The 26,702-nt window shown below is 58.5% G+C and carries 28 protein-coding genes and 3 tRNA genes; 6 read left to right on the top strand and 25 right to left on the bottom strand.

The genetic code is table 11. The features are described from left to right. Window positions 1-38: 38 nt before the first annotated feature. From QQK16_RS15225 to QQK16_RS15270, 10 genes are all read right to left on the bottom strand, one after another. Window positions 39-1,841 (bottom strand): ABC transporter substrate-binding protein, encoded by a 1,803-nt coding sequence (locus QQK16_RS15225; protein ID WP_284197337.1) that lies wholly within the window; start codon window positions 1,839-1,841, stop codon window positions 39-41. Between the two features lie 143 nt (window positions 1,842-1,984). Next, complete coding sequence (locus QQK16_RS15230) at window positions 1,985-3,136, bottom strand: tetratricopeptide repeat protein (RefSeq protein ID WP_284197338.1); 1,152 nt, start codon at window positions 3,134-3,136, stop codon at window positions 1,985-1,987. 174 nt (window positions 3,137-3,310) lie between these two features. Beyond that, window positions 3,311-3,736, bottom strand: a complete 426-nt coding sequence (locus QQK16_RS15235) for an ExbD/TolR family protein (protein WP_284197339.1) — start codon at window positions 3,734-3,736, stop codon at window positions 3,311-3,313. A 26-nt stretch (window positions 3,737-3,762) separates the two neighbouring features. Continuing rightward, the gene (locus tag QQK16_RS15240) at window positions 3,763-4,182 is read right to left on the bottom strand and encodes an ExbD/TolR family protein (protein ID WP_308447054.1); all 420 of its coding nucleotides are present in this window, start codon (window positions 4,180-4,182) and stop codon (window positions 3,763-3,765) included. A 9-nt stretch (window positions 4,183-4,191) separates the two neighbouring features. Continuing rightward, window positions 4,192-5,115, bottom strand: a complete 924-nt coding sequence (locus tag QQK16_RS15245; protein WP_284197341.1) for a MotA/TolQ/ExbB proton channel family protein — start codon at window positions 5,113-5,115, stop codon at window positions 4,192-4,194. Window positions 5,116-5,226: 111 nt separating this feature from the next. Next, complete coding sequence (locus tag QQK16_RS15250; protein ID WP_284197342.1) at window positions 5,227-5,877, bottom strand: energy transducer TonB; 651 nt, start codon at window positions 5,875-5,877, stop codon at window positions 5,227-5,229. Between the two features lie 795 nt (window positions 5,878-6,672). Next, a tRNA-Arg gene (locus tag QQK16_RS15255) sits at window positions 6,673-6,749 on the bottom strand. A gap of 33 nt (window positions 6,750-6,782) precedes the next feature. Continuing rightward, a tRNA-Arg gene (locus QQK16_RS15260) sits at window positions 6,783-6,859 on the bottom strand. A 23-nt stretch (window positions 6,860-6,882) separates the two neighbouring features. Next, window positions 6,883-6,976, bottom strand: a tRNA-Ser gene (locus tag QQK16_RS15265). Between the two features lie 53 nt (window positions 6,977-7,029). Then, the gene (locus QQK16_RS15270) at window positions 7,030-8,256 is read right to left on the bottom strand and encodes an aspartate kinase (RefSeq protein ID WP_284197343.1); all 1,227 of its coding nucleotides are present in this window, start codon (window positions 8,254-8,256) and stop codon (window positions 7,030-7,032) included. A gap of 467 nt (window positions 8,257-8,723) precedes the next feature. Here QQK16_RS15270 and lplT point away from each other — a divergent pair, with 467 nt between their 5' ends. Both lplT and QQK16_RS15280 read left to right on the top strand, forming a co-directional pair. Beyond that, the gene (lplT, locus tag QQK16_RS15275) at window positions 8,724-10,016 is read left to right on the top strand and encodes a lysophospholipid transporter LplT (protein WP_284197344.1); all 1,293 of its coding nucleotides are present in this window, start codon (window positions 8,724-8,726) and stop codon (window positions 10,014-10,016) included. 10 nt (window positions 10,017-10,026) lie between these two features. After that, on the top strand, window positions 10,027-10,335 hold the full coding sequence (locus QQK16_RS15280) for a cupin domain-containing protein (protein ID WP_284197345.1): 309 nt from the start codon (window positions 10,027-10,029) through the stop codon (window positions 10,333-10,335). Between the two features lie 95 nt (window positions 10,336-10,430). On the opposite strand, the gene ung is transcribed toward QQK16_RS15280, so the two are convergent. Both ung and QQK16_RS15290 read right to left on the bottom strand, forming a co-directional pair. Then, window positions 10,431-11,105, bottom strand: coding sequence for a uracil-DNA glycosylase (gene ung, locus QQK16_RS15285; protein ID WP_284197346.1), 675 nt, complete (start codon window positions 11,103-11,105; stop codon window positions 10,431-10,433). Further along, window positions 11,095-11,616, bottom strand: coding sequence for a PilZ domain-containing protein (locus QQK16_RS15290; protein ID WP_284197347.1), 522 nt, complete (start codon window positions 11,614-11,616; stop codon window positions 11,095-11,097). Before QQK16_RS15290 ends, ung begins: the two co-directional genes overlap by 11 nt. 157 nt (window positions 11,617-11,773) lie before the next feature. On the opposite strand from QQK16_RS15290, the gene QQK16_RS15295 reads away from it, so the two are divergent. Then, on the top strand, window positions 11,774-12,544 hold the full coding sequence (locus QQK16_RS15295; protein ID WP_284197348.1) for a phytanoyl-CoA dioxygenase family protein: 771 nt from the start codon (window positions 11,774-11,776) through the stop codon (window positions 12,542-12,544). Between the two features lie 224 nt (window positions 12,545-12,768). On the opposite strand, the gene QQK16_RS15300 is transcribed toward QQK16_RS15295, so the two are convergent. From QQK16_RS15300 to QQK16_RS15325, 6 genes are all read right to left on the bottom strand, one after another. Further along, window positions 12,769-13,425, bottom strand: coding sequence for a thiol:disulfide interchange protein DsbA/DsbL (locus QQK16_RS15300; RefSeq protein WP_284197349.1), 657 nt, complete (start codon window positions 13,423-13,425; stop codon window positions 12,769-12,771). A gap of 68 nt (window positions 13,426-13,493) precedes the next feature. After that, on the bottom strand, window positions 13,494-13,982 hold the full coding sequence (locus tag QQK16_RS15305) for a hypothetical protein (protein ID WP_284197350.1): 489 nt from the start codon (window positions 13,980-13,982) through the stop codon (window positions 13,494-13,496). Next, entirely contained in the window at window positions 13,979-14,440 is a 462-nt protein-coding gene (locus tag QQK16_RS15310; protein WP_284197351.1) for a protein-disulfide reductase DsbD N-terminal domain-containing protein, read from the bottom strand. Before QQK16_RS15310 ends, QQK16_RS15305 begins: the two co-directional genes overlap by 4 nt. After that, window positions 14,437-14,949, bottom strand: coding sequence for a signal peptidase II (gene lspA, locus QQK16_RS15315; protein WP_284197352.1), 513 nt, complete (start codon window positions 14,947-14,949; stop codon window positions 14,437-14,439). Before lspA ends, QQK16_RS15310 begins: the two co-directional genes overlap by 4 nt. Window positions 14,950-14,954: 5 nt before the next feature. Then, on the bottom strand, window positions 14,955-15,350 hold the full coding sequence (locus tag QQK16_RS15320; protein ID WP_284197353.1) for a DUF3703 domain-containing protein: 396 nt from the start codon (window positions 15,348-15,350) through the stop codon (window positions 14,955-14,957). Between the two features lie 111 nt (window positions 15,351-15,461). Then, window positions 15,462-17,585, bottom strand: a complete 2,124-nt coding sequence (locus QQK16_RS15325) for a heavy metal translocating P-type ATPase (RefSeq protein WP_308447055.1) — start codon at window positions 17,583-17,585, stop codon at window positions 15,462-15,464. A 3-nt stretch (window positions 17,586-17,588) separates the two neighbouring features. Between QQK16_RS15325 and QQK16_RS15330 the strand changes: the two genes are divergently transcribed. The 3 genes from QQK16_RS15330 (at window position 17,589) to QQK16_RS15340 (ending at window position 19,629) form a co-directional block, all read left to right on the top strand. Beyond that, window positions 17,589-17,885, top strand: coding sequence for a hypothetical protein (locus QQK16_RS15330; RefSeq protein WP_284197652.1), 297 nt, complete (start codon window positions 17,589-17,591; stop codon window positions 17,883-17,885). Window positions 17,886-17,919: 34 nt separating this feature from the next. Further along, the gene (gene cadR / locus QQK16_RS15335) at window positions 17,920-18,351 is read left to right on the top strand and encodes a Cd(II)/Pb(II)-responsive transcriptional regulator (RefSeq protein WP_284197354.1); all 432 of its coding nucleotides are present in this window, start codon (window positions 17,920-17,922) and stop codon (window positions 18,349-18,351) included. 360 nt (window positions 18,352-18,711) lie between these two features. After that, window positions 18,712-19,629: a DMT family transporter gene (locus QQK16_RS15340; RefSeq protein ID WP_284197355.1), complete on the top strand. Its 918-nt coding sequence runs from the start codon at window positions 18,712-18,714 to the stop codon at window positions 19,627-19,629. 281 nt (window positions 19,630-19,910) lie between these two features. Here QQK16_RS15340 and QQK16_RS15345 read toward each other — a convergent pair whose 3' ends face one another. From QQK16_RS15345 to lpxB, 7 genes are all read right to left on the bottom strand, one after another. Further along, complete coding sequence (locus QQK16_RS15345) at window positions 19,911-20,687, bottom strand: TrmH family RNA methyltransferase (RefSeq protein ID WP_284197356.1); 777 nt, start codon at window positions 20,685-20,687, stop codon at window positions 19,911-19,913. A 92-nt stretch (window positions 20,688-20,779) separates the two neighbouring features. Continuing rightward, a complete protein-coding gene (locus QQK16_RS15350; RefSeq protein WP_284197357.1) occupies window positions 20,780-22,216 on the bottom strand; it encodes a hypothetical protein in 1,437 nt (478 codons plus the stop codon). After that, complete coding sequence (locus QQK16_RS15355; RefSeq protein WP_284197358.1) at window positions 22,201-22,878, bottom strand: class I SAM-dependent methyltransferase; 678 nt, start codon at window positions 22,876-22,878, stop codon at window positions 22,201-22,203. Before QQK16_RS15355 ends, QQK16_RS15350 begins: the two co-directional genes overlap by 16 nt. 44 nt (window positions 22,879-22,922) lie before the next feature. Further along, window positions 22,923-23,834, bottom strand: a complete 912-nt coding sequence (gene motB, locus QQK16_RS15360) for a flagellar motor protein MotB (protein ID WP_284197359.1) — start codon at window positions 23,832-23,834, stop codon at window positions 22,923-22,925. 28 nt (window positions 23,835-23,862) lie between these two features. Continuing rightward, the gene (gene motA / locus QQK16_RS15365; RefSeq protein WP_284197360.1) at window positions 23,863-24,717 is read right to left on the bottom strand and encodes a flagellar motor stator protein MotA; all 855 of its coding nucleotides are present in this window, start codon (window positions 24,715-24,717) and stop codon (window positions 23,863-23,865) included. Between the two features lie 200 nt (window positions 24,718-24,917). Further along, window positions 24,918-25,499: a ribonuclease HII gene (gene rnhB / locus QQK16_RS15370; RefSeq protein ID WP_308447067.1), complete on the bottom strand. Its 582-nt coding sequence runs from the start codon at window positions 25,497-25,499 to the stop codon at window positions 24,918-24,920. A 2-nt stretch (window positions 25,500-25,501) separates the two neighbouring features. Then, window positions 25,502-26,674: a lipid-A-disaccharide synthase gene (gene lpxB / locus QQK16_RS15375; protein WP_284197362.1), complete on the bottom strand. Its 1,173-nt coding sequence runs from the start codon at window positions 26,672-26,674 to the stop codon at window positions 25,502-25,504. Window positions 26,675-26,702: the final 28 nt, after the last annotated feature.

The following is a 26,702-nucleotide window of genomic DNA, read 5'->3' on the forward strand; positions in this document are numbered from 1 at the left end:
TCCCGTTTCGGTCCACGTCTTTTGAACGATTCGATGTATTACTTGCTGGTGGCAGCGCGCTGTTTCTCGACATCCACATCGAGGTAGTACCAGTGCGGCATATTGTCCGGGTGCGGCTTATAGCCACTGACCCAGGGATGAGCGATGTGGGTGCGGATACGGTTGACGTTGTATATCCAGGGCACATAAGCCGCCACGATACGGCTCATCTGACGTAGCCGCTCGTTACGCGCTTCCGATTGGGGTTCCGCTGCAATCTGCTCGTACAGCTTGTCGAAGTCCTTATTACGGAAACGTGATTCGTTCACGGGACCAGCATTGGGGCCATATAACAGTTGCATGAAGTTTTCAGCATCTGGGTAGTCTTGTCCCCAGGCGCCGCCAGCGAACTGGTATGTGCCACTCTGACGATTCTTCAAGAGATCGGAGAAGTTCATCTTGACGATTTCGAGCTTGATACCGATAGCGCCAAAGCCCTTGAGCAGCAACTCTTCTTGGTCACGGCCATCAGCACCGGTACTGGCCATATAGGTGATCGTCAAAGGCTTGCAGCCCGGTTGCTCACGCAAGCCATCGCCATCGCAATCCTTGTAGCCAAACTTGTCCAGCAGCGCATTACCGCGCGACGGGCTATAGCGGCCCAGCACATTCTTGAAATTCGGATCGTAGCCGTTGATCTGCGGAGCCAACGGTGATTGTGCCGGTAGGCCCTGACCATTGCGGATAATGGACAGTTCCTTGGCCTGGTTATATGACAAGGCAATTGCACGGCGCAGGGCTATACGCTCAAGCGAGTTCCCCCCCACAACCTTGTCGTCCATATTGAACATGTAATAGGTAATATCCGCTTCCGCTTCGCGGAAATAGCGCCAACCCATCTCCTTGTACTTGGGAGAGAGCTCGTTGCCCGGCGCCACAATCTTGGAGTAGTTGTTACCCAACCGTGGGTGGATATCCAGTTGTGCACTCTGGAACGACAGCCAGGAAGCCTGTGGCGTTTCAATCACGCGGATATCAATCGTGCCAATACGCGGAAAGGTCTTGCCTTCCAACTGCTTGGCGATAGCCTGATCTACTTCGATACCAGGGCCACTGACAGGCTTGTACTGGAAGCCGCGATAGTTAGGGTTCGCCACCAGGATGATGCGGTTGCGCCGCTGCCAGGACTTCAGCATGTATGGGCCGGTACCTACCGGATGTGCTTCCGAATTCTCGCCATAAGCCTCGATAGCTTCGCGTGCTACAACACCGGTAGCCGGCGCCGCCATGATGTAAGGCAGGTTGTAGTCAGTGCGCTTGAGCTTGATCTGTACTGTGTACTTGTCCAGAGCCTTCAGTCCCTCGATCGGCTTGTCAAAGTCGAAAGGCTTGTTCTTGGCCGCCTCGATCTTTTCGTCCAGGCCTATCACTTTTCCCTTGAACATGAAGTCCCAGGGTGCGCCGCGGCTGTTGGGGTCAACAATGCGCTGTATGGTATAGATCACATCCGTGGCAACCACTTCACGCTTCTTGCCCTTGAACACAGGATCATCAGCAAAGTAAATGCCGGGGCGGATCTTGAAGATGAAAGTCTTGCCGTCATCCAGCACTTGTGGGAGGTCGGACAGCCTGGGGACCAGGGTTTGCGGGCGAGCCAGGTAGTCATAAGCCAGCAGGGATTCGAAGATGCTGCTGTTGACTTCGCCAGAGTAATGGTCGGAATACTTGGCGGGGTCAAAACCGGATTCAGGCGCTTCGAAATAGGTATGGAGCGTCTTGTTCATGTCGGCCGGCTGCGCGGCAACGGGGCCCGCCAGGCCGGCGACAAACAAGCTCAGGCCTGCAATGGAAGCAAGTTTCATGGTGTGGTGTCGCTTTGGAAAACTGCAACTGGGAAATCGCATACAGCACGGTCATATCCGCCGCTGTCATGCCCGGATGGTTATGCCATCAGGCATAGCAACGGGCAAGACCGGTAGGCCTTGCCCGTTGCATACTGCCGTAATCAGTGCTGCTGGGCGTGGAGCGTCCAGAGACGGGCAACGTCTGCCGTACCGTCTTTACCCTGCACGGTCTTCAGCATCTGCACGGCCTTGGGCTTCTGGCCGGCCATCAGATACGCAATACCGAGACGCAGCTTGGAGTCTTCCGGACGCTTGAGGCCGCCTTTCTGTATGCCCTGCTCCATCATGGCAATGCCCTTGGCGGATTGACCGGCGCCCACCAGGCTCATGCCCAGATTCACCAGCAGGCTGCCATCAGCCGAGGCGTTCGCCTCTTTTTCCAGTTGTGCAAACGTGGCCGCCTCAGTGGCTACACGTTTGTTTGCAAGATCCAGCAAACGCTTCTGCCGCTCAGCCTGTGGGCCCTGACCCAGGACATTGGCAGCGAAGCCTTTTTCAACCACCTTCTTGCCCTCGGCATTAAAGCCTTCCTGCATGGCAAGCTGGGCCATCTGCATATAGTCCTCAACCGAGACCATATTGTTGGTGGCAAACTTCAGTCGATACACTTCCAAAGCCAGACGATCGGCAAAGCCGGTCTTGCGCGATACGCGCGAGATCACATCAGTCCAGTAGGATGGTTTGGGATAATAGGTAACCAGCTTCTCCAGCGTCGCCAGATAGCCATCAGTATTCTTCTGGTTCAAATAGGCGTTGGCCAGTAACTGCAGCTTTTCCTCAGACGGCTTGCGGCCTGCCTTGATGTCGCTGGTCACCTGAGCATTCAGCTCGCGCGCAGCACCAGCGGAATCACCGCTCATATAGCGCAACTGGGCGGAGAGGCCGGTAATTTGGGCGTTGGTGCCGCCGGCACGGGTGTAACGATCAGCCCATGCAGCAGCGCCCTTGAAATCTTTGGCGCGATAGTAAGCGCTGACCAGCGCTTCCATCGCTGTCAGTTTTTCAGAGCCGGACATCTTGCCCGAATCCATGGCGGACTGAAGCGCCTTGGCGGCTGTTTGCGCATCGCCCGCGCTGGCGGCGGCAAAGCCCATCATGCGATCAACCACAAACGACTCATAAGCCGATTTACCACCGACAGCATCGGCCTCTCGGGTCTTGGCTAGCGCTTCCCTATGCTTGCCTGAACGCATCAGGTTGCTTGCTGCGGCCAATGGCTTGCCCACCTCGGGGCGCACGGCTTCCTGGGCCATGGCAGCGGCAGGGCTGCTATGCAAACTAACAAGGGCGGGGGAGCCAATGGCTGCCCAGATAAGCAGTCCAAGGCAAAGAGGACGAGCGCGCATTTTTGTTCCGAATTGGTTGGTGGCTTCTAAAAAGCAAAGCGCGGCGACACCGTCTAGACGATGTCGCCGCAACCCGTTTTGTTACATGAACTGTTCGTTACCGATCATACCGATCTTGGTCACGCCCAGACGCTGCGCGGCAGCCATCACGCCTGCAACCGTCTTGTACGGCGCCAGCTTGTTGGGGCGCAGGTGCACCTCAGGCTGTTCAGGCTGAGCGGCATATTCACGCAGCTTGGCCTCAAGCGTAGCGCGATCCGTAACGATGCCATCCACATAGATGGTTTCGTCGAAATCGATATCAATGCGATGCACGATAGGCTCGGTTGTCTGCGGCGGGGGATTACCCGCAGGCATATCAAGCTTCACTGCGTGCAGTTGCACCGGGATAGTAATGATCAGCATGATCAGCAGCACGAGCATCACGTCGATCAACGGCGTGGTGTTCATGTCCACCATGACTTCCGGATCACCGGAATCACTACCTGAGCCTACATTCATGCCCATGGCTTATCCTTCGCAATTATTTCAACTTAGCCGCGCGGCGGAGGCTCGGTGATAAAACCGACCTTGACGATACCGGCACGCTGGCAAGCCACGATTACCCTACCCACGAACTCATAACGAGCGGTCTGGTCACCACGAATTTGCACTTCAGGCTGAGGTACCTTCACCGCCTCTTCCTTCAGCTTGGTAACCAGCGTTTCGTTATCAGGGATCAAAGCCATGTTCCAGAACACATCGCCATCCTTGTTCACGGCGATATTGATGTTTTCCGGCTTGGTTTCGTTCGCCTGGTTGGTCTCAGTAGGCAGCTTGACCGGGACGGTGTGTGTCGCGACGGGGATGGTGATCAGGAAGATGATCAACAGCACCAGCATGACATCCACGAGCGGGGTAGTGTTGATTGCCGACACTACCTCGTCATCGCCGCCGGATTCTCCGACGTTCATCCCCATGGCTTAGCCCTTTTTCGCCTGGCTGTTGCTCATCAGCACATTGTGCAGATCGGCACCGAAGGCACGGACTTGTTCCATACCAGACTTGTTGCGGCGAACCAGCCAGTTGTAACCGAGCACGGCAGGCACGGCGACAGCCAGACCGATGGCGGTCATGATCAGCGACTCACCCACGGGGCCAGCCACCTTGTCGATGGAAGCCTGACCGGACATACCGATCTTCACCAGGGCGTGGTAGATACCCCAAACGGTACCGAACAAGCCGATAAACGGTGCAGTGGAGCCCACGGTAGCCAGGAAGGCCAGGCCATCCTGCAGGCGGTTCTGCACGTTCTCGATGGAACGCTGGATGGACATGGTCACCCAGGTATTGCGGTCAATCTGCTCCAGCAGGGCACCTTCGTGGTGCTCGTTGGCATTCACACCGCTCTCTGCGATGAAGCGGAAGGCGCTACCTTCTTCCAGGGTGCCTACGCCGGCCTTGACCGAACCTGCACTCCAGAAGGACTCACGCGCGGCCTTGGCTTGGCGCATCAGCTTGAACTGCTCGAACAGCTTGGTCACCATGACATACCAGGTACCCATGGACATGATCAGCATGATCACCAGGGTGCCCTTGGCCACCATATCACTCTGGGTCCACAGCGCCTTCAGGCCGTATGGGTTGTCAGCAGGCACGCCAGCGTCTGCTGCAGGGGGTGCAACAGGTGCTTCGGCAGCGGCATCAGCCGGGGCTGCGGCAGCGTCTGCCGGGGCAGCAGCGGCGTCAGCAGCAGGGGCGGCAGCATCAGTCGCGGCGGGCGCTGCAGGTGCTGTCGCTGCGGGCTCTTCGGCATAGGCAGCGGGAGCAACAAAAACGGTCACCGTCGGAGCGGCAACGAGGGTAAATGCCGCGAAGAGTGCGGACAGACGGTTTGCAACGGACATAATTCTTCCAGCTCCTTAGCTAGGCTGACCCGATCAAGAGTCGACACAGAAATCAACTGACAGCGAACAAGTACGCCACCAGAACAAACTTAAAAACCAAGCAACAACCGCTTAATCGTTCAACGAGAAAGGCACGTCGTAACCAAATACCTGCTCTGCGGGCACACTACACTTAAGACGACGCATCACCGACTTGACCAGATTGGCCAGCGCAGGGTGAGAGGACGACTTGATGCTAACAACAGGTGCCTCACCCGGCTTGACCGAGATACGTGCCTCAACCCTGCCCTCAGTCAATCCTTCTGCATCTGCAATCGCAGGCCACTTATCGCTCATCTGCTCTTTGAGGTCATTCACATTCGAGCAACTGCCGGACAAGGACGGTGCAGGCGCAGCAACCACTGGGCCAGGCGTCGGCGGCGTAATGGACGGCGTCGGGGTGGTAGGCTGCACACTTGTCGTAGCCGTAATGGTCTGCACCGGCGTAGGCGGAGGCGTAACAGCAACCTCAGGCGGCGGAATAAACGAAGGGGGCGGAGGCGGCGCCTTGAAATCAGGCGGGGGCGGGGGCGGTGTTTCAGGCGGAGGTGGCGGCGCTACCTCCTCGATGATCTTGGTCTCAAGAGGATCCTGGATGACCTTGATGATATCCCGATGAAGGCCAATCATCAGACCGTAGGCAATACCAACGTGCAGAAGGACGACAAAGCCGATACCAGCGAGGTGCTTGGTCGGATTCCTCTGCTGCTGTGCAAAATCCATGTATCTACCCTCTAGGCCTGCCACTTGGGTAACGGCAGGGTTAAGCTAAATTAACAAGCCCAAACGGATCACGACGAGCTTGCCACTACAACCAAGCATTAACGCCCAACCCATGTGGAACTAACACCACTCTAACACCACACAGGGCGCGACGTAAATTACTCAAGCCCGCAGCAAGCTGTTATTCACCGGCCGAACCAAGCCCAGCAACAACAAGGTACCAACATCAATCCAAGACCACTCCGGCATAGCCAGCAAGTACACCCAAATCTTGAAGGAACCCTAGTCAGCACTTAACACCACTTTAACACCACAAAAGAGACAACGTAAATCTGCAGTGCAACATAAATGGCAGTCTGCCAACCAACTCACCTGCGACGTTCAACCTTACAATCGCCGCAAGCTCAAACCCAAGACAATACCAAGAAAATTAGCCATCAAGAATATGGCAAAGAAGACAAGTCCGCTTTGTTGTTAAAAAGTCACAAACGCACTCAAAATTAGGCGCAAGGGAAAACCCCAAAACCCGCTCCAGGCAAGGCACTCAAGGCATCCAAACGCCCGCATGCGGGTAGCAAGCGATTGTCGCAATTTGATTTTGGCCTTAGCAGACCCCCGCCGTTTTACCACACCCAAATTGCAATGCACGATAATCACAACAAAGCAAGCGGTAGATAGTTGCTATTTACGCAAGTCGACCCACAACAGAACGCACCCAGCAAAGCGCAGCAGTACGCATCACACGGACGCGCAAAAACGACAAAGGCCACTAAGTGGCCTTTGTCGTTTCAATACTGGCGCGCCCGAAGAGATTCGAACTCCTGACCCCTTGGTTCGTAGCCAAGTACTCTATCCAGCTGAGCTACGGGCGCATTATCTTGATTCACTGAAGTGCTGCTATTTGCTGGCGCGCCCGAAGAGATTCGAACTCCTGACCCCTTGGTTCGTAGCCAAGTACTCTATCCAGCTGAGCTACGGGCGCACTGCACAACAACAATTCAAACTTGGCGGAGAAGGAGGGATTCGAACCCTCGATACAGGTTTATGCCCGTATGCTCCCTTAGCAGGGGAGTGCCTTCGACCACTCGGCCACTTCTCCGTCTCGCTCAAGAGGGCGCCACTATAGCGGCGCCCCTAAGGCTCGTCAAGCGTTCATGGCTCCTGATCGAGAGAAAAAGCTTTGTGAAGCACCCGAACAGCCAATTCCAGGTACTTTTCGTCCAGCACTACCGAGATTTTGATCTCGGAAGTAGAAATCATCTGGATGTTGATTCCCTCCTCGGCCAAGGTACGGAACATGGTGGAAGCGATACCCACATGGGAGCGCATGCCTACACCCACCACCGATACCTTGCAGATCTTGTCGTCGCCAGAGATGGACTTGGCGCCAATATGGCCTTGAACGCCCTCCAAGATAGCCAAGGCCTTCTGGTAGTCATTACGTGGCACGGTAAACGAGAAGTCGGTATGCCCTTCAATGCCGACGTTCTGAATGATCATGTCGACATCGATATTGGCGTCGGCCACTGGCCCCAGTATCTGATAGGCGATACCAGGCTTGTCGGGCACGCCGGTCACATTGATGCGCGCCTCGTCACGGTTGAATGCGATGCCCGAGATGATGGCCTTTTCCATATTGTCTTCTTCCTCGAATGTGATCAGCGTCCCCTCCCCTTCCTCCTGGAAGCTGGAGAGCACGCGCAGCTTGACCTTGTACTTACCGGCGAACTCCACCGAGCGGATCTGCAGTACCTTGGAGCCCAGGCTGGCCATTTCGAGCATTTCCTCGAAAGTCACCGTCTTCAGCCTGCGAGCCTCCGGCACCACCCGTGGGTCCGTGGTATAGACGCCATCCACATCGGTGTATATCTGGCACTCATCGGCCTTGAGCGCAGCAGCCAGCGCCACGCCTGTAGTGTCTGAGCCCCCTCGCCCCAGCGTGGTGATATTGCCCTCAGCATCCACCCCCTGGAACCCCGCCACCACCACCACGCGCCCTGCCTTCAGATCAGTCCGCATGGCGGACTCATCAATGTGCTGGATACGGGCCTTGGTATGCGAACTATCAGTCAGTATCTTGACCTGAGTGCCGGTATAACTTCGGGCATCCAGCCCGATATCCTTCAAAGCCATAGACAGCAAGCCGATAGTGACCTGCTCACCCGTGGAAATGATGACATCAAGCTCACGTGGATCAGGTTGGGCCTGGATTTCCTTGGCCAATGCAATCAGCCGATTGGTTTCGCCACTCATGGCCGATACCACTACCACGACCTCATGCCCCTGTGCCCGGTAACGGGCAACGCGGCGAGCCACACTCTTGATTCGCTCAGGCGAACCCATGGATGTGCCGCCGTACTTCTGGACGATTAGCGCCATTCCTTCCCTCAGGTATTGCGTAAAAAAGAAATCGAATCTAATGAAAGCCTTGTGCGAAGACAAGGCGGGTTTGACTACATGAATTAGAATATTTCGAACAAGCCTACAGACCGCAGGGCTATATGTCTCCCCTGGTATGGCAAGCAGATACCGGTCTTGTCTAGTCAGCCTTGCCACCAGCAAGCGCCCCTGCGTACCTGGTTTTTTGCCATCTTCTCAAGGTCGCAAAGTCCCTCCTTGCATCCCGGTATCAGACCTGCCCCATTCCTGAACGTTATTGCGCCTTTAGGTAAGCTGGCTAGTGGCTACTGCCTCCCCCCCCTGCTTTAGCAGGCAGCCACAGCCATCAGCGGGCCGCCACGGCCTGAGCAACTGCAACCCGGGCAATACATCGCGCAACTTAGGCCGTGTGGTATAAAGCCGCTTCCTTCATACTGCGCCTTTGCCCAAGCAAGCGACGCCTTCTGATGAATCGCGGTTTCTACACCATACTCGCAGCCCAGTTCCTGTCCGCACTGGCCGACAACGCCCTATTCATCGCCGCCCTGGCCTTGCTCAAAATGCAGGAAGCACCCGCCTGGCATCAATCCATGCTGCTTTGGTGCTTCACCGTCTCTTATGTGGTATTGGCCCCGTTCGCCGGTTCGTTTGCCGATTCCATGCATAAAGGCCGGGCCATGATGCTGTGCAATGGCATCAAGCTGTTTGGCTGCATAGGTATGCTGGTAGGCCTGCCGCCGCTGCTGGCCTATGCCATCGTTGGCTTCGGTGCCGCCGCCTACTCGCCGGCCAAGTACGGAATCATCACCGAGTACCTGCCACATGAGAAGCTGGTGGCTGCCAATGGCTGGCTAGAGGGCGCCACCGTCAGTGCCATCATCTTTGGCACCGTGCTGGGCGGCCAACTGGCAGGCCCCAATGTCGGTGCCTGGCTGGCCACGACGCCGCTGTCCTTCCTGTCTGCCCCCATATTCGCCATAGTCGTGCTCTGCCTCATCTATCTGGCAGCTGGCTGGGTGAATATGTATATCCCCAAGCTCAATGTCGAACTCAAGCCCATACACTTTGATCCGAGTTACCTGATCCGGGAGTTCTGGGATTGTGTCGTCAAGCTCTGGCGCGATCCGCAGGGCCAGCTCTCACTGGGTGTAACCACCCTGTTCTGGGGCGCTGGTGCCACCATGCGGCTGGTCGTCATCAACTGGGCCATCCTGTGGCTGGGCTTCAGTCTGGAGCAAGCCACACTGATGATCGCTGTCGTTGCAGTGGGCACAGCGCTGGGCTCTGTCATTGCCGGCAAGTTCATCCCCCTCAATCAAGCTTTCCGGGTATTGCCTGCCGGCGTCGCCATGGGCTTCATGGTCATCAGCATGTTGTTCATCTACGATGTCAAACTGGCTGCATTCCAGATGTTGGTCGTTGGCGCCCTGGCGGGCTTCTTCGTGGTCCCGCTCAATGCCATGCTGCAGCACCGCGGGCATATGCTGATGGGTGCCGGCCATTCCATCGCCGTTCAGAACTTCAATGAAAACCTGGGTATCCTGGTCATGGTTGGGGCCCACGCCATGCTGGTGAAATACTTCAGTACCCCGTTGACCGACAATATGCACGGTCAAGCGCTCGCCTACTTCCAGAATCTCGGCGGCATCCCCCCCATGTACGGCATCATCATCGGCTTTGGCCTGCTACTCAGCGTCCTGATGCTGATCATCATGCACCGCTACAAGCGTGGCGTGGCTGCCGGCCTGATGCACGACTAGGCATCTTCCCGTGATTACCGTAACCGACCTTGCCTTACTGGGCCGCTCCCTGGCCGTCGACACCGACCACCTTCTGACCCGCCTGCAGGATGGCGCCGCCTTGCTGATCCATCTGGCACCACCTGCCGACTACCCCTATGAATCGCACAAGGTCGAAGAGCGCATCGTCTGCATCCAGGGCAAACTCAATCTTGAGACCGAGGCCGGTACCTGCCACGCCCTGCTAGCAGGCCAAATGGCACTCGTGCCTCCCGGCTTGCGCCATCGCTTCGCCGCAGATAGTGATGGTGTCATCCTCACCTTGTTCGGCGGCGCATAAGCCCCCCTGCCGCACGCGACTCCTGCAAAAAAGACGCCGCATTTAATGCGGCGTCTTTTTTTGTTGGTCAACAGTGCTCCTGCTTCAACCCGTGTTTAGACCAGCGCCCAGTCTATGGGGGCCCTGCCCTGCGCCAGCAAATAGCGGTTGGCCGCCGAAAAATGGCCATTCCCTATAAATCCTCTATGGGCAGAGAGCGGCGAAGGGTGGGGTGACGTCAAGACGCAGTGGCGTGCAGTATCGATCAATCCCGCCTTGGCCTCAGCATAAGCCCCCCACAGCATGAACACGATACCGGAATGCTCCTGCGACAACCGCGCCACCAGCGCGTCGGTAAACCTCTCCCAGCCGCGCTTGCGGTGCGAGCCGGCCTTCTCGGCCTCCACCGTCAGTACGCTGTTAAGCAGCAACACACCTTGGCTGGCCCAGGCCTGAAGATGGCCATGCTGTGGGGGATTGTGTCCAAGGTCCCGTGCGATTTCCTTGAAGATATTCTGCAGCGAGGGCGGTGGCCTGACGCCATGGGGCACCGAGAAACTCAGCCCATGCGCCTGGCCAGGTCCGTGATAGGGATCCTGCCCCAGGATCACCACCTTGACGTCTGCCGGCGCCATAGTCGCCAATGCTGCATAGCGTTGCTCACGGGGTGGATACACCGCCTTGCCCGCATCGGCTTCGGCCCCCAGGAAAGCATGGAGCGACTGCCAGTAGGGCTGGCTGGTCTCATCGCCCAACCATTGCCCCCATGGGGCTGGCAGTTCATTCATCATGGGAATGCTTTCGCTCAAAGATTTCACGCCTATGTCGCCGGAAAATGGTCTTGTCCAGCCAGTCCTGCAGTTCAGGCTCCAGCCGGTTGAATGTCACGGTCACACGCGCCCCATCCGCCATTGGCTCCACCGCAGTGACCGTGGCAGGTAGTTGCAGCGGCTGCGGAATGCGGCTGGAAAGATAAAGTGCCAGCGTTCCCACCTCACCCAAAGGCGGTGGTGCCAGCATGGACCAACTGGCTGTCTCGCCACTCAGCTGGAAGCTGCACACAGGTGGCCTTGGCACACCGCGGGCCAACAATTGCCCCAGCAGTTGCAAAGTCAGATCCACCCTGGCTTCCAGCGCTTGCCAGCGCAATGCGTCCGGGCCATCCTCATCATCCAGATGTGGCGGTGCCGCCTCCATCAGCGCCAGCACGCGCAGCAGCAGCACGCCATCGCTGGCCGCATCGGGCTCACCAGCCTGCCACGCCCCGGCGGCGCTCAGTTGTATGCATATAGTGGTCGGCATATCGTCTCCTGTTGCCAATTATACGCTGACGCACTCCCGACTCCGGCTCGCCGCATATCTTTGCGCCAGCGCAATGCCATAGCCGCAGCGGTGAGAGTAGAATCCGCCCTTCAGCAACGTCGCCTCCCGGTGACGCCGTCATCGTCGGAAGCAGTAAATGCACACCCATTCCTTCTCCCCCGCAGAACTCGACCGTTTTCATGAGCAAGGCTTCATCGTCATAAAGGGCCTGGCCGACGCCAGTTTGCGTGCCGATATCCTGGCGGCCGGCAAGGATCACCTCGGCCGAGCCATCGAGCCGATAGAGTACGAAGCCGATACCCAATACCCCGGCGCACCCAGCTCGCGCGAGGCTGCCGGAGGCCGTACCGCACGTCGATTGCTGCAGGTCTACGCCCGCCACCCTGCCTTTCAGCGTTGGGCTACGAGCCCCCAGGTGGCGGAGCGCGTCAAACAACTCTTGGGCAGCCCTGCCGTTGCACTGACACAGGCTCACCACAACAGCCTGATGACCAAGCAGCCAGCGTTCTCCAGCGTCACCCATTGGCACCGCGACATACGCTACTGGAGCTTCGAGCACAGCAACCTGGTATCTGTATGGCTGGCCCTGGGGCAGGAAGTTCGGGAGAACGGCTGCCTGGGCTTTCTGCCAGGCACGCACACCATGGAGCTGGACACAGAACGCTTTGAGAATCGGGCATTCTTGCGCACCGATCTACCGGAAAACAAGGCATTGATCGACAATGCCGTGTTTCCTGAACTGGAAGCCGGCGATGTGGTGTTCTTTCATGCCATGACCTTCCATGCGGCAGGCTGGAACCGCACGGAGGCAACCAAGTATTCCCTGGTATTTGGCTACCATCGCCAGGACAACCTACCATTGCCAGGCAGCCGCAGCGCCAGCCTGCCCTCCATCCCACTGGACTGATGCACAGCATGGCCGCGCCAGGGGCTAGTGGTACAGACCCTGGCGACAGCCCATCTAGCCCTACGGATCCTGATATCGCGCATGATGGGGGCGAAAAGATCGTGAACAGGCTCTTACCCACGACTTCGCTGATCCACAGTGCGTCCAGAGTCCAAGCCTAAGCAATTGGCTACGCCGCGCGCAGAAAACCCCCAAGGAGTTTTCCGGTCTGACGTGGACGATATCTACTGCCCCTTGCCTGCCTTGCGTTCGCGGACTATCAGTTCGTCGATAAAGGCGAACATGCGCTGCTCGTTGCCGGCCTGGTGTGGCGAGGTAACAAACTTGCCATTGATGATGAAGGTCGGTACGCCCTCGATTCGGTAGGTTTTAGTCAATTGCTTGGCGCGACCCAGCTGTGCACCGATGCCAAATGACTTGTAGTTGGCCTCGAATTGGGCGCGATTGACACCTCGCTTGGCAATCCAGTCGAACAACACCTGCTCGTCCCGCAACTCCACCTTGGCGCTATGTACCGCCTCGAATACCGCGCGATTGTGTTTGGGCAACAGGCCCATCATGCGCAAGGTAATGAAGAGCTTGGCATGGCCTTCCATATCACTGCGGCCATCCCACAATACATGCTCACGGCGAAATACCACGTCCTTGGGCAGCGTCTTCTCCCATGCTTCTACGGTGGGCTCGACCTTGTTGCAATGTGGGCAGCCATACCAGAAGAATTCGATCACTTCGATCTTGCCAGGGGTCTCTACCGGTTGCGGATTGGCCAGCGGCATGACGGGGCTCTCATTGCTATGATCGCCGCCTGCCAGCGCCTGAACGCCGGTAATCGCCAAGCCCAGAGCAAGCAGGGCACGGCCAAACAATCGCTTGGTATTCATATAAGGTATTCCTCAAAGGTTGGGTTAGGTAAAGCGAATCAGCTTTGCTGCAACAGCATGGCCTTGCCTCATGACGCTACTTTCTGGGCACGGGATGCGGTGCGGCGAGCGGGAAGTTGAACCAGGCAATCGAGTGCAATCTGGTCCATATAGCGGCGTAATTCAGCACGCAGTCTTAGCCCCTGGCTTAGCTCCAACAGCTCTATGATCTGTCCATGATTGATACGCAGCGCCTCGGCATAACGATCCGGCTCCTTGGCCGACGGCGCTGGATAATTCCTGGCCGATTCAATGCCATACCAGCGACGCAATCGTTCACGTAGCTGCGTCGCCTGTAAGCGCCGTAGCCGCAGTTCCGTCTGCGCAAGCGCTCGCAGGTGCTTGTCGCTCCCTTCTGCCAGAAATGCCTTTGACAGCTGCGCAGCCTGCTCAAGACGCCCAGCCAGTGTATCCAGCAGCACCTCTTCAGAATCAAGGTTCACAGGCTGGCCAACGGCACCCACGGGTAGCGCCCCAAAGGCCAGCAAGGCGATCGCCAACAAAAGCAACCGCCTCATGGCAAGGTAAGCGTTGCCGATTGCGGCGTATAGCAAAGTCCTCGGGTTTCAAAGCAGCCCTGGTAGTGGGTCAGCAGAGTGATCGGCCCCGTGCCGTCCCCCGCCAACTCCACCTTGATGCTAAAGGGCTTGGTATAGACCTGCGTGTCGCCGAAGGTGAGGTCGCTCTTGGTCACGGCAGGCGGGAAATCAATCCCGCCTATGCGCCTGCCTGTCGTGTTCTTCAACACAATCACCAGCTTATCCTTGTACAGGTAATAAGCCGGCGTCACCGCAAAGTCGACCATGACGGTCTTGATATCAACACGCCGGGCCTTTACCGAGAACGCCAACTCGGGCGGCAGTGGCTCGCTGGAAGACTTGTTAACCAGCTTCCCCAGCCAATCGTCAGAGCTGGCATAGGCTGGCAGTGAAAGGCCCAGGACAAGGCATAGCAATGGGTAAGAAAAATGTTTCAAGTTGAAGCTCCTGGCGCGGGAGTAACACCACTACGCCCTTGGCGTGCACTGGCGAGCACCAATAAGACAGCACCGCCTATCACGAAAACATCGGCCAGGTTGAAGGCAGGCCAGTGCCAGCCCTGCCAATGCAGATCCAGATAATCCACCACGGCGCCAATGCGGATGCGATCCAGCACATTGCCCATCGCACCGCCGATCAGCCCGATATAAGCAAGCGTTTCTATCCTGCTACTTACCCCTCGCCATAGCCAGAACAGCAGCAAGCCACAGACGCCCAAGCCCAGGAGCGTAAAGAAATAGCGCTGCCACCCGCCTGCTTGGGCCAGAAAAGAGAAAGCCGCGCCGGGGTTAAGCACATGCACGAGACTGAACCAAGGCGTCACTTCGACGCTGCCATGTAGCGGCAGCCAGGCGCTCACGCCGTATTTGACAGCCTGGTCGCAGGCGATCAGCAGCAGGGCCAGCAGCAGCCAGTGCAGAAAGTGTGTACGGGAGCTGTAAGCCATATTCTTTAGCTCAAATGATCGCGCGTTGGCCCAGGCTGTTTGGCCTGATCTTCATCGGCTTGCATGATGGCGCGCAGCTCCACCGATATCTCCATCGGTGCGAAAGCGCTGACATTGGCGCCGCCGGTATTCCCCAGCGGTAGCCGTCCGGTCAGATGACCAAAGGGGGTAAGGAACAAGCGCCAAAGCTGGCCGATGGCCTCGCGCGCATCACTACGCACAAAGGCCACCCTAAGCATCCAGACATGCACGGCCCAATGCGGCCAGAACTGGCGCTGTCCCAGCACATGTGCGCGCTCCAGAAGCGCGAAGGCTGCCGCCGTATCACCGACTTTCAGTCTATCCTTGGCGTCTTTCATGGCTTGCTGATAAGCCAGCGTGGCAGACTTGGCGCGGTTCATGATTGTCCCTTTACGGCAGACATTGCTACAGCCGGTGTCGCGCATCGCACCCGGTCAGGTTGCGTCGCGTACGTCAGATCATCTGCTTGCATGGTCACTCCAGACACAGCGCTACTTGCGCAACAGCCGCAGGCCGTTGCCCACAACCAGCAAGGCGGCGCCCATATCGGCAAACACAGCCATCCACATTGTGCCCAGCCCCATAAGGGTAAGCGTCAGGAATACTGCCTTGATGCCCAGCGCCAGGCTAATGTTCTGGACCAGTACAGCGTGGGTGCTGTGTGACAGCTGCACAAAGCGCGCGATCTTGCGCAGATCGTCATCCATCAAGGCTACATCGGCTGTTTCGATAGCGGTGTCGGTACCTGCCGCGCCCATGGCAAATCCAATGTCTGCCCGTGCCAGCGCTGGCGCATCATTGATGCCATCGCCCACCATGCCGACCCTGCCCATCTGGGCAAAGGATTCAATTGCCTTGAGCTTGTCCTCGGGGAGCTGATTGCCGCGCGCCTCATCCATGCCTACCTGCCTGGCGATCGCAGCAGCGGTATGTGAATTGTCCCCGGTCAGCATCGCTGTCCTGATACCCAGCGCATGCAATGCCTTGACTGCTTCCCGGCTGCTGTCCTTCACCGTATCTGCCACTGCAAACAAGGCCAGTACCTTCCGCTCGGTGGCGAGCAGAATGACGGTCTTGCCCGCTTCTTCCAGCGCAAACAGGCGTTGTTCCAACTCCGGCGAGCACACCCCAAGTTCTTCAATCAGGCGATGGTTACCCAGGTGGAGAAGCTCACCTGCCACCTGGCCGCGTACACCTCGCCCCAGCAAGGCGCTGAAATCTGCAACTGGCAGTACGGCCACATTCGATTGCTTACCAGCACGGGCGATGGCGAGTGAAACGGGATGGTCGGATCGGACAGCCAGGCTGGTCGCCAGTTGCATGGCATCGACGGATGCATCCAGGATGACGCTATCGACCAGTTCCGGCTTGCCATGCGTGATGGTGCCGGTCTTGTCCAATGCCAGCCAACTCAGTCGGCGGCCTTCTTCCAGATACACCCCGCCTTTGACGAGGATGCCATGCCGCGCAGCAGCAGCAAGGCCGCTGACTATGGTCACAGGCGTGGAGATCACCAGGGCGCAGGGGCAGGCAATAACCAGAAGCACCAGTGCCTTGTATATCCACGCATACCAATCGCCCCCCATCAGCAAGGGCGGTAGCAAGGCGACAGCCAGGGCAAGGGCAAATACCAGCGGGGTATAGATCCTGGCAAAGCGATCGACGAAGCGCTGGGTCGGCGCGCGTGCGCCTTGGGCCTCCTCAATCGCGTGGATGATACGGGCCAGGGTGCTGTTGCTGGCTGCGGCGGTCACGCGGTACTCGAACGAGCCCGCGATATTGATGGAGCCGGCAAAGATCGTGTCGCCTACTACTTTATCTACAGGGATGCTCTCGCCTGTAATGGGTGCCTGATTGACCGTCGAGCCCCCACCTACCAGCACGCCGTCCAGCCCGATACGTTCACCCGGCTTGACCCGCACCACGGCGCCTATGGGCACGGCCTTGGCCTCCACCTCAAGCCACTGACCATCAGCCTGCAGCATGGTGGCTCGCTCCGGTGCCAGTTGCATCAAGCCACGGATGGCATTGCGGGCGCGATCCAGGGACTTGGCCTCGATAAGCTCGGCAATGGTGAACAGGAACATCACCATGGCAGCCTCTGGCCACTGGCGTATCAAGACCGCACCGGTAACGGCGATGGTCATCAAGGCATTGATGTTGAGCTCGCCGTTCTTGAGGGCAATCCAGCCTTTCTTGTAAGTGCCTATGCCGCAGAGTGCAATGGCCGCCAGCGCCATCACTGCGCTCAGCCACTCCGGCCCTTGCAGCCAATGGACAATCTCCGCACCCAGAGCGAGGCCGCCGGATACAGCCAGCGGCCACCAGGGTTTGCTGGGCGCCGGGGCTGCAACAGCTGCCGCGTGCGCGGTCACCCCTTCCGCCGTCATGCTCAAGCTACGGATCGCCGCCTCGATAGCGGGTAGTGCATCGGGGGTATGCACCACCGTCAGTACCCGCTGTATCAGGTTGAACTCCAGCCCTTGCACCGCAGCCATGCCACCCAGCTTCTTGCGGATCAGCGCCTCTTCAACGGGACAATCCATCTGCGCGATGCGTAGCTGGCTGCGCACACAGCCTGCAGGAACCATCGTGGATACCTGGCTCGGTTCCATGATGTGCACCAGCGACGCCTTGGCACTCCCGCCACAGCAAGACGGCGTACAGGCGCCCACGCCCTCGGTCTCAGCAATGACTATGGCGGCTGCATCGTGATCGTGATCGTGATCGTGATCGTGATCGTGATCGTGATCGGCAGCATGATCATGGTGATGGTGGGCATGATTACCCTCGGCATGCTGGATTCCATGATCACAGCAAGCTTTTCCGGCCGATTTTTCATGCACATGGGCGGAAGACATGAGCGGGCTTTCCATATTGTGATGGCACCATCTCACACCCTGAAGCTACTATAGAGTCAAGTAATGCATCGGATTATTTGGAGCACACATGAAAATCGGTGAATTAGGACAGATCGCGCAGTGCACCGTCGAAACGGTTCGCTACTACGAAAAGGAAGGACTGCTGCCGCAACCCGAGCGCACCGCCGGCAACTTCCGTAGCTACGGCCCCCAGCATCTGGAGCGCCTGCGATTCATCCGCAATTGCCGGGCCCTCGACATGACGCATGGTGAAATTCGCACCTTGCTGGAGGTGATGGATGCACCCGCCGCAGGATGTGGCCGAGTCAATGCCTTACTGGATGAGCACATTGGTCACGTTGATGCACGCATCGCAGAATTGATGCAGCTGAAACAGCAGCTTGGTGAGTTACGGCACCAATGCCAGGCAGAACAGCCCGTAGCAGCCTGCGGCATATTGCAGGGGCTGGTCAGCATGGAGAGTGAGGCACGGCAGGAGCGCCACACCCATTTGGGCTGAGCGTCCGTTCAAACTGCCGGCGCGTCACCTCAGCATCACGCTTGACCCGGCGTTACAGGCCGGGTCGCCTGCCCGGACGCCAGCGCCTGCTCAAAGCGGCAAAGTGTCCTGCCATGGCCACCGTCACAGTCAGCTTCCGCAGGCACACGCCGTGCCTGCCGCCTTGTACCCAGAATGACTACGCTAGGACATACCTCTCTTAACTTGGTATGAACCTAAACCATTGAAATACTGAGTCACATCAAGCATGAGGATGGATGGGGGATGCAATCAGGGTAGTCCGCTGATTGAGGCTGCGCAGCAGCCCCGTCAGCACCCATCAATGAATTGAGCCTATATTGTGCTCCCAGGAATGCTGCCATGCCCAACGCCCTACTCTATGCCATTGCCACACTGATCTGGGGGTCAACCTGGCTGGCCATCACGTTTCAATACGGCAGTGTACCCGCCAGCGCCTCGGTGGCTTATCGCTTCCTGCTGGCCGGCCTGTTGTTGCTGGGCTGGTGCAAGTTACGCGGCGAGCGCCTGCAGCTGAGTCGCAGCGAAATGGCCTGGTCAGCGTTGCAGGGCGTGCTGATGTTCGGGGTCAGCTATATGCTGGTCTACGAGGCCGAAAAACACATTGCCTCAGGCCTGATGGCCGTATTGAACTCCAGCATGGTGGTCATCAATCTGGTTGGCATGAGCCTGGTGTTTGGCCGTCGGATGGATCAGAAGTCCATCCTGGGCGCGGCCTTGGGCATACTGGGTATCGCCCTGGTGTTCTGGCCGGAATTGACCGATGTCCGCACCGCCTCAGCCTGGCTGGGTGTTGCTTGTGGCCTGGGGGCAGCCTTACTGGCCTCCCTGGGCAACCTGGTGGCCCAGCACAACCGCAATCAGCAAATACCATTACTACCGTCCATAGGCTACGGCATGCTGGTGGGTGGCGGCATCGCACTGATCTTCACACTCATTCGTAACCAAGGCCTGATATTCGATACCCGCCCCAGCTACCTTGCGTCCTTGCTTTATCTGTCTATCTTCGGCTCGGTCTTGGCATTTGCCGCCTATCTTACGCTGCTGGGGCGCATAGGTGCCGCCAAGTCCGGCTATATCGCCGTTGCCGTCCCCATCGTAGCCCTACTGCTGTCTGGCTGGTTCGAGGGTTTCCAATGGCGCATCTGGACGGTAGCCGGTATAGCCTGCGCCGTTGCTGGCAATGTCATCATGCTGCTGGACATCGCACCGCTATTGCGAAAGTTGGGCCTGACCAGGCTGGCGGCAAGGCTGGCCTGAGAGCCTGTTCAATGTCTTTTCGTCGTGTCGCTGAGCTGGAAAATGGCCAGGCACAAGGCGTGGTGCGCAGGCAATAACAAGTTATTGCCAAGCGCCACAACGCAGTGAATGGCCGTTTTCCAGCTCAGCCCTTCGGGTTCGCCGCCTTGCCGGCGAACGGCGGCGTTGCAAGCCGCTTACGGTACCCGTACCGCTGCGCGTCTTGCGCCTTGCCCTTCATCCGGCAAGGCTGCGAACGACACGGCGAAAAGACATTGAACAGGCTCTGAGAACGCCCCCCTTCATGCCGAGATCGTCTGGCGCAGCCGCTCATACAGGCAGATGGCCGCCGCAGCGCCGACATTGAGCGATTCCAGCCCAGCCCTCATCGGTATGGCCAGACGCAAATCGGCCAGTGCCAGCACCTCGCGACTGACGCCCTGCCCTTCGCTGCCCATCACCAGCACAAGATCGCCCCGCAGATCGGCCTGGTAGAGCGAAATGCTGCCATCCAGCACAGTCACTGCCTTGCGTCCGGCAAAGTTGGTCAGCAAAGCAGACAAGTCTGCCCGCTCCACCACAGGCAGCAGAAAATGCGCACCCATACCGGCGCGCAGCACCTTGGGCGACCAGACATCCGCGCAACTGGGGCTCAGCCATACCTGCGCCACGCCTGCTGCTGCTGCAGTGCGCAGCATGGCACCCACATTGCCAGGATCCTGCACACCGTCCAATGCCAGTACCAGGCCACGCTGCAACGGTACGGGTGCCGGCGGCTGCGCCCACAGCGCCATTACGCCGGATGCCGACTCCAGCTCGGTCAATTCGGCAAACAGGGCATCGGCCACCACCGATACCGGCCCTTCGAATCGTGCCGCCAGCGCAGCCACCTCGGCGCGCTGGGGTGCGCTCTGAGATAGCAGCAGGCGTTCCGGTGCCTGCCCCGCATCAAGGGCCGCAGCAAGCAGATGGGGGCCATCCAGCAAGGTATGGCCGGTTTTCAAGCGCTCCCGGCGATTTTCCATCAGCTTGATGCAGGCCTTGATCAAGGGGTTCTGGCGAGACTGTATGACATCCATAAGGGGCGATCACAAAAGCAAACCAGGCCGGCAAAGCGGCCTGGTGGATAATTAGACAAGATGGTAGCTTACCAACGGCTATGGCCTCGGATTCAACCCAATTCCAGCCGCTTGGCCTGGCGGGTAAGGCACTGTCCGGTCATCAGGCAAACCTGCTTGAAGCCATTGTACTGCGCCTCTGTCAGCGCACCACCCTGATTGTCGGCGTAGAACAGACCCACGGGCTTCTCCTCCACAAACAGCGACATGGCAACAAACTCACCCTCGCCCACTGCCTGCCGCAGCCCGCGTGGCAGCAAGGAGTCGTATTGAGCACGGTTGCCCGCATTCAGCCAGACGGACTGCGGCTTGAGCATCAACCGGGTAAAGATATGCGGTGCAGAGAGATCGACCTGGAAGGTCCGCAGCGGATCATTATCGGTAGCGCCCACAATGTAGCGCGTCTTCAGTAGGTTGTGCCCCGCCATCAGCAGGCCGAACATGATGCGCTTCATGCCCAGTGCCTCGGACTGCGCCCGTATGGCCAGACCCATGATCTGGTTGAAGGATGCACCACTCTGCCCCGCTTTTTGCATCTCGCGCAGGATATCGTTCAGCGAAGGCCGCGTCGGTTCCTGACTCGCGGCCCCAGTGTTGGCCTTGGCCTGCGGCTTGGGCCACTCACCCGGCAACATCACCAGCCAGCGAGCGGGCGCGAATATCTGGGCGTAAGGCCAGTCCTTGTGTGCAAAGTGCAGCATGGCCTTGCATACCAGTTCCCAGGCCTCAGGCTGTTCCACACCCAGGGTGTGCGCGGCAAGATGCAGATCTGTGTTCAGGCCCTCGTGCCACCAGCCCTGCTGCAATCGATCAGCCAGCCGCAGCGCAGCCTGTTGCAGCAAGCTCCGCTGGCTGGAAGCCGCACTGTCATCCAGCAGGGTATTGAAGACCTCGGGCAGCCGCCAGCGGGCAAACAAGGGCAAGGCCACGCTGCCCAGGTCGACCGGTGGCGCCTTATCCGGCAGGCCTATCTCCAGATAGCGCAGCATGCGCGGCAGGCCAGCCAGCAAAGCAGTGATGTAGATTTCATCGAGCCTGGCATCGTAGCGCAGCACGCCAAAATCGCGTGCCAACCTGGCGGCCAGGCGTGCGGCAGCAATATCGCGCAGCAAACCAAAATAGTGTGCCGGCTGCTTGGGCAGCAGCAGCGACTCCACGCTGGGCAAGCGGGCAAACTGGCCAACAAAGGCATCCACCCCCATCAGCAGCACGACACTCTCAATGGAAACAATATCGGCGGCCAAGCTGCCGCGCTCGCGCTGGTTGATCAGCCGAAGGGCATGGGCGGTGAGCAAAGGATCGCGCAACACCAGATCGACGATCTCATCGGTACGCACAGTCTCTACCCGTGCATTCAACCCCGCCAGGGCCGCCTTGGTAGACTGCAGTATCGGTAGCGGCCGGCGTGCCCAAAAGGCCAGCCAGGCTTCATTCCTGTCATCGTGCTTGGTCGCTGCTGCCGCTTTGTCGGCAATCAGGGCATTCGCCATAAATGTAGCCTTGCGCCCTTCCAGTCGTTAACTTCGATAATACGATCTGCCGTCACATCGGGCACGGCAAAGGTATTGCTGATCAGTAAACTGCCACTGGTCATTTCCTGCCTGGCCTTTTGCCAAACCGCCGGCATGGCAGCGGGTGAGAGAAAGGCATACACCACGTCAAAATCCTGGAGCGACACGGCCATCATATCGCCGCGCAACCAGGCAATCGGGCGGCCGGTCAGGCGCAAGCGGCACCAGCCCAGCAACCACGGCAACCATGCATGCTCCACCCCCGTCAGCTGCAGATCGCTACGCCGCCCTAGCGCCGCCAGCACCGTACCGGTGCCTGCGCCGATATCGAGCACGCTGGCTCCCTTGGGCAGCAGGGGCTCAAGGGCGGCCAGTGTTGCCTGGTTGCTCAGGTACAGCGGCACCCGGCTACGATCTATCCGGCCAAACAAAAGCCACGCCAGCGTAAATGCCAACAGGTATATCCAGGGCGGTAGATCCAGCCAGAGACCCAGCACGATGGCGGGTGCAAATAAGGCGTGTATCAGCAACCACCAGCGCGGTTGGCCCAGCTTATGTGCAGCCAGGACTGCCAACCCCACCTGCACAGGCAAGCAGTAGCCAACAGCCAACCAGCCCAGCCACACAAAGGACAGACTCACAAGGCTGGCGCCAGCCTGTACCAACAAACCTAGCCAGGCTGGTGTCACGGCGTCGCTGGTGCAGCAGCGGGTTCGGTCGCGGCTGCAACACCTGCCTGGATGGCACTTGCCGGGTCGCTCACGGCTTCTGCATCACCCGCCGCCTTACCCGCCAGCTTCATGATGTTTTCTTCGGCTTCCTTGTTCAACACGATGATGCTGATACGGCGATTCACCGGATTCGCCGGATTGACCACATCAAAGGGCACCGAATCGGCCAGACCAACCACGCGCAATATCTTGGTTGAGGCCATGCCACCGGTCAGCAATTGCCGCCGAGAGGCATTGGCCCTATCGGCCGACAATTCCCAGTTGCTGTAGCTGTTATCACCGGTAGAGAAACCTGCCGCATCGGTATGACCGGATAGTGAGAGGCGGTTGGGTACTTCGTTCAGGATGGTGGCGATCTCCTTGAGAATCTCGCCGGCATAGCCTTCCATCTGAGCACTACCGCTTTTGAACATAGGGCGGTTCTGCTGATCAATGATCTGCACCCGCAAGCCCTCTGGCGTGATATCGAGCAGGATCTGATCCTTGTACTGGGCCAACTTGCCGTCTATGGCCTGCTTGATCTTCTCTTTCAGCTCATCCAGACGCTTCTTTTCCTTGCCGCCGTCACCACGGCGCTGCTCGCCGGCCTTCTTGGAAAGATCCATGCCGCCACCCTGCAGCACGCTTTGCGACTCGCCAGCACCGGAACCACCACTCAGGGCGACCTTAAGCGGGTTCTGGAAGTACTCGGCAATGCCGCGCAAGTCACCCTTGGTGGAGGAGCCCAACAGCCACATCAACAGGAAGAAGGCCATCATGGCCGTCACGAAGTCGGCGTAGGCGATCTTCCATGCCCCACCGTGGTGGCCATGGCCGCCTTTCTTGATCTTCTTGACGACTATGGGCCGTTGCGAATCGTCGCTCATCGTCTCTCTCCGCTATAAACGCTGACGATCAGCCTTTTTTGTTCTTCACGAATTCTTCCAGTTCCAGGAATGAAGGACGGATACGGCCTTCCATGGCCTTGCGGCCAAATTCCACAGCAACCTGCGGCGCATAGCCATTCAGACTGGCCAGCAATGTCACCTTGATGGTTTGGAACACCCGCGTGCTATCGGCCGCCTTGCCATCCAATATCCAGGCCAGGGGGTTGATGAAACCGTAGGCTAGCAGAATACCCATGAATGTACCCACCAGCGCCGCGCCAATCAGCTTGCCCAGCTCGGTCGGCGGCAGGTGTAGCGAACCCATGGTATGCACCACGCCCATCACGGCAGCCACAATACCGAATGCAGGCAGGCCGTCACCCAGCTTCTGGAAGAAACCCACCGGAATTTCCGCCTCATGGTGGTGGGTTTCGATTTCCACATCCATCAGGTTCTCGATTTCGAAGGCATTGAGATTGCCGCCCACCATCAGGCGCAGGTAGTCGCAGATAAACTCGACGACATGGTGATCCTTGGCAATGCTGGCGTACTTGGCAAACATGGGGCTGGCGTCGGGGTTCTCCACGTCGCCTTCTATCGACATCAGGCCTTCCTTGCGCACCTTGGAGAGGATTTCATACATCAGCGCAAACAGGTCCATATAGAAGGCCTTGCCATAAGGCGAGCCTTTGAACAGCAGGGGAATGGAGCCGAAGATGACTTTAAGGTTAGGACCATAGGCCACCAGCATGGCGCCCAGCCCGCCACCGAAGATGATGACGATTTCAGACGGCTGCCAAAGCACCGCCAGGTGGCCGCCATGAGCGGCATAGGCGCCAAAAATACAGACGCACATGAAAACGTAGCCAATGACGACAAACATCGGATCCTGCTCCCATCAGCTCTTGAGGCCGGTTGGCGCGCCAGCGAGCGACGCAACGGTTGGATATTAGTTGTCGTACAGGGGTTATGACAAACCCAAACTTGAGAATAGCTGTTACAGCAGCGCTTGGTGCTTGTTTTGACAGGGTATTGCAAACCGGCATGGCCGGCTTGTCCAACACAAAACCAAACGGTTCTGCGCTACCAAAGATTGATCTGGCGCGCCTCTACCTGGGCACGCACTGGCGCAAAGCTACGCCGGTGCGCCACACAGGGGCCCAGTTCAGCCAAAGCGGCAAGGTGAGCGGGTGTGGGGTAACCCTTGTGTACGGCAAAGCCGTAGCCGGGGTAGCTTGCATCCAGCGCAACCAGTTCGGCATCCCTGGCGACCTTGGCGAGGATAGACGCGGCGGAGATCGCCGGCTCAAGTGCATCACCCCGCACTATCGCTCGGGCAGCGCAAGGCAAACCCGTTGGCACCCGGTTTCCATCTATCAGCGCCTCTGCCGGCAGTACCGGCAGGGCCTCAACCGCACGGCGCATGGCCAGCATGGTCGCCTTGAGAATATTGTGCTCATCTATCTCTGCCACCGTGGCACTGGCAATTGACCAGGCCAGGGCGCGTTGCTTGATGGCTTCAGACAATTGCTCACGCCTGCCTGGAGTCAGTACCTTGGAGTCAGCCAAGCCCTCGATACCATGATCGTCACCCAGTATCACGGCAGCGGTGAATACCGAGCCGGCCAGCGGCCCCCTGCCCGCCTCGTCCACTCCACAAACCAGCCTCACGACCTACCCCGAAGATAGGCCACCACGGCATCGGCCGCACGCTCGGCCGCATCCTGCCGCAGCGCCTCATGTTGCTCGGTAAACAGCGCATGCAGCGACTGAGCCAGCCGGCGATCGTCCACATAGTTGCCCAAGGCCTGCGCCAAGTTGGCAGGTGTTGCCTCATGCTGCAGCAACTCGGGCACGACAAAGCGTCCCGAAAGTACATTGGGCAAACCCACATAGGGCAGCCGCATCTTCTTCTTGACCAGCTTGTAGGTGGTATCAGACAGCTTGTAGGTAATTACCAGCGGCTGCTTGGCCAGCATGGCCTCCAGGGTGGCGGTACCCGAGGCCACCAGGTTGGCATCCGCCGCCTGCATGGCCTCCTGGGCGTGGCCAAACATCAGCCGCAGGGGTAGATCCAGCGCCTTGTACTTGTAGCGTGCCGTATCAAACAGATCGCGGGTCTCGCGCGTTACCAGCGGCACCAGGAACTGCGCCTGCGGGTAGCGCGCATGCAGCAACCTGGCGGTCTCGATAAAGAGTTCGGCATGAAACTCCACCTCGCTGACCCGGCTACCTGGCAGCATAGAGAACACCAGCTGATTCTGCGGCAAGCCTATGGTTTCACGCACCTCGGCACGACTCACGCTCAGAGGCATTTCATCGGCCAGGGGGTGGCCCACATAGGTCGCCTTGGCACCTACCGCGTCATACAGCGCCTTCTCAAACGGAAACAGGCACAGCACCTCGCTGGTGGCCGCCTTGATCTTGTGAATGCGCTCCCCTCGCCAGGCCCAGATGGAGGGGCTGACATAGTGGACGGTGGGTATGCCGCCATCCTTGAGCTTGCGTTCCAGCCCCAGATTGAAATCGGGGGCATCGATGCCGATAAACAGATCCGGGCGCTCGGCCAGGCAAGCAGCCCGCAACTGCGAGCGTATGCCCAGCAGCTCACGCAGGTGCTTGAGCACCTCGACATAGCCGCGCACCGCCAACTTATCCATAGGGAAAAGGCTGGTGGCGCCGGCCGATTGCATCTTGGGGCCAGCTATGCCAGCAAAGCGTACATTGGGCAAGCGCCGCCGCACCGCCTCTATCAGGCTCGCACCCAGCAGGTCGCCAGAGGCCTCACCAGCAACAATGGCAATACGCGGGCCTGAATGGCCATCGAACAAGGACTGCATGGGCAATGATATACCGATGAATGAAACA

Source organism: Chitinimonas prasina (genome assembly GCF_030160395.1).
Lineage (GTDB): Bacteria > Pseudomonadota > Gammaproteobacteria > Burkholderiales > Chitinimonadaceae > Chitinimonas > Chitinimonas prasina.

What these genes read in the sequence shown, in the direction of transcription:
- QQK16_RS15225 (WP_284197337.1), bottom strand. Translation starts at nt 1,841, where the DNA reads ATGAAACTTGCTTCCATTGCAGGCCTGAGCTTGTTTGTCGCCGGCCTG.
- QQK16_RS15230 (WP_284197338.1), bottom strand. Translation starts at nt 3,136, where the DNA reads ATGGCCCAGGAAGCCGTGCGCCCCGAGGTGGGCAAGCCATTGGCCGCA.
- QQK16_RS15235 (WP_284197339.1), bottom strand. Translation starts at nt 3,736, where the DNA reads ATGGGCATGAATGTAGGCTCAGGTAGTGATTCCGGTGATCCGGAAGTC.
- QQK16_RS15240 (WP_308447054.1), bottom strand. Translation starts at nt 4,182, where the DNA reads ATGAACGTCGGAGAATCCGGCGGCGATGACGAGGTAGTGTCGGCAATC.
- QQK16_RS15245 (WP_284197341.1), bottom strand. Translation starts at nt 5,115, where the DNA reads ATGTCCGTTGCAAACCGTCTGTCCGCACTCTTCGCGGCATTTACCCTC.
- QQK16_RS15250 (WP_284197342.1), bottom strand. Translation starts at nt 5,877, where the DNA reads ATGGATTTTGCACAGCAGCAGAGGAATCCGACCAAGCACCTCGCTGGT.
- QQK16_RS15270 (WP_284197343.1), bottom strand. Translation starts at nt 8,256, where the DNA reads ATGGCGCTAATCGTCCAGAAGTACGGCGGCACATCCATGGGTTCGCCT.
- lplT (WP_284197344.1), top strand. Translation starts at nt 8,724, where the DNA reads ATGAATCGCGGTTTCTACACCATACTCGCAGCCCAGTTCCTGTCCGCA.
- ung (WP_284197346.1), bottom strand. Translation starts at nt 11,105, where the DNA reads ATGATGAATGAACTGCCAGCCCCATGGGGGCAATGGTTGGGCGATGAG.
- QQK16_RS15290 (WP_284197347.1), bottom strand. Translation starts at nt 11,616, where the DNA reads ATGCCGACCACTATATGCATACAACTGAGCGCCGCCGGGGCGTGGCAG.
- QQK16_RS15295 (WP_284197348.1), top strand. Translation starts at nt 11,774, where the DNA reads ATGCACACCCATTCCTTCTCCCCCGCAGAACTCGACCGTTTTCATGAG.
- QQK16_RS15300 (WP_284197349.1), bottom strand. Translation starts at nt 13,425, where the DNA reads ATGAATACCAAGCGATTGTTTGGCCGTGCCCTGCTTGCTCTGGGCTTG.
- QQK16_RS15305 (WP_284197350.1), bottom strand. Translation starts at nt 13,982, where the DNA reads ATGAGGCGGTTGCTTTTGTTGGCGATCGCCTTGCTGGCCTTTGGGGCG.
- lspA (WP_284197352.1), bottom strand. Translation starts at nt 14,949, where the DNA reads ATGGCTTACAGCTCCCGTACACACTTTCTGCACTGGCTGCTGCTGGCC.
- QQK16_RS15320 (WP_284197353.1), bottom strand. Translation starts at nt 15,350, where the DNA reads ATGAACCGCGCCAAGTCTGCCACGCTGGCTTATCAGCAAGCCATGAAA.
- QQK16_RS15325 (WP_308447055.1), bottom strand. Translation starts at nt 17,585, where the DNA reads ATGGAACCGAGCCAGGTATCCACGATGGTTCCTGCAGGCTGTGTGCGC.
- cadR (WP_284197354.1), top strand. Translation starts at nt 17,920, where the DNA reads ATGAAAATCGGTGAATTAGGACAGATCGCGCAGTGCACCGTCGAAACG.
- QQK16_RS15340 (WP_284197355.1), top strand. Translation starts at nt 18,712, where the DNA reads ATGCCCAACGCCCTACTCTATGCCATTGCCACACTGATCTGGGGGTCA.
- QQK16_RS15345 (WP_284197356.1), bottom strand. Translation starts at nt 20,687, where the DNA reads ATGGATGTCATACAGTCTCGCCAGAACCCCTTGATCAAGGCCTGCATC.
- QQK16_RS15350 (WP_284197357.1), bottom strand. Translation starts at nt 22,216, where the DNA reads ATGGCGAATGCCCTGATTGCCGACAAAGCGGCAGCAGCGACCAAGCAC.
- motB (WP_284197359.1), bottom strand. Translation starts at nt 23,834, where the DNA reads ATGAGCGACGATTCGCAACGGCCCATAGTCGTCAAGAAGATCAAGAAA.
- motA (WP_284197360.1), bottom strand. Translation starts at nt 24,717, where the DNA reads ATGTTTGTCGTCATTGGCTACGTTTTCATGTGCGTCTGTATTTTTGGC.
- lpxB (WP_284197362.1), bottom strand. Translation starts at nt 26,674, where the DNA reads ATGCAGTCCTTGTTCGATGGCCATTCAGGCCCGCGTATTGCCATTGTT.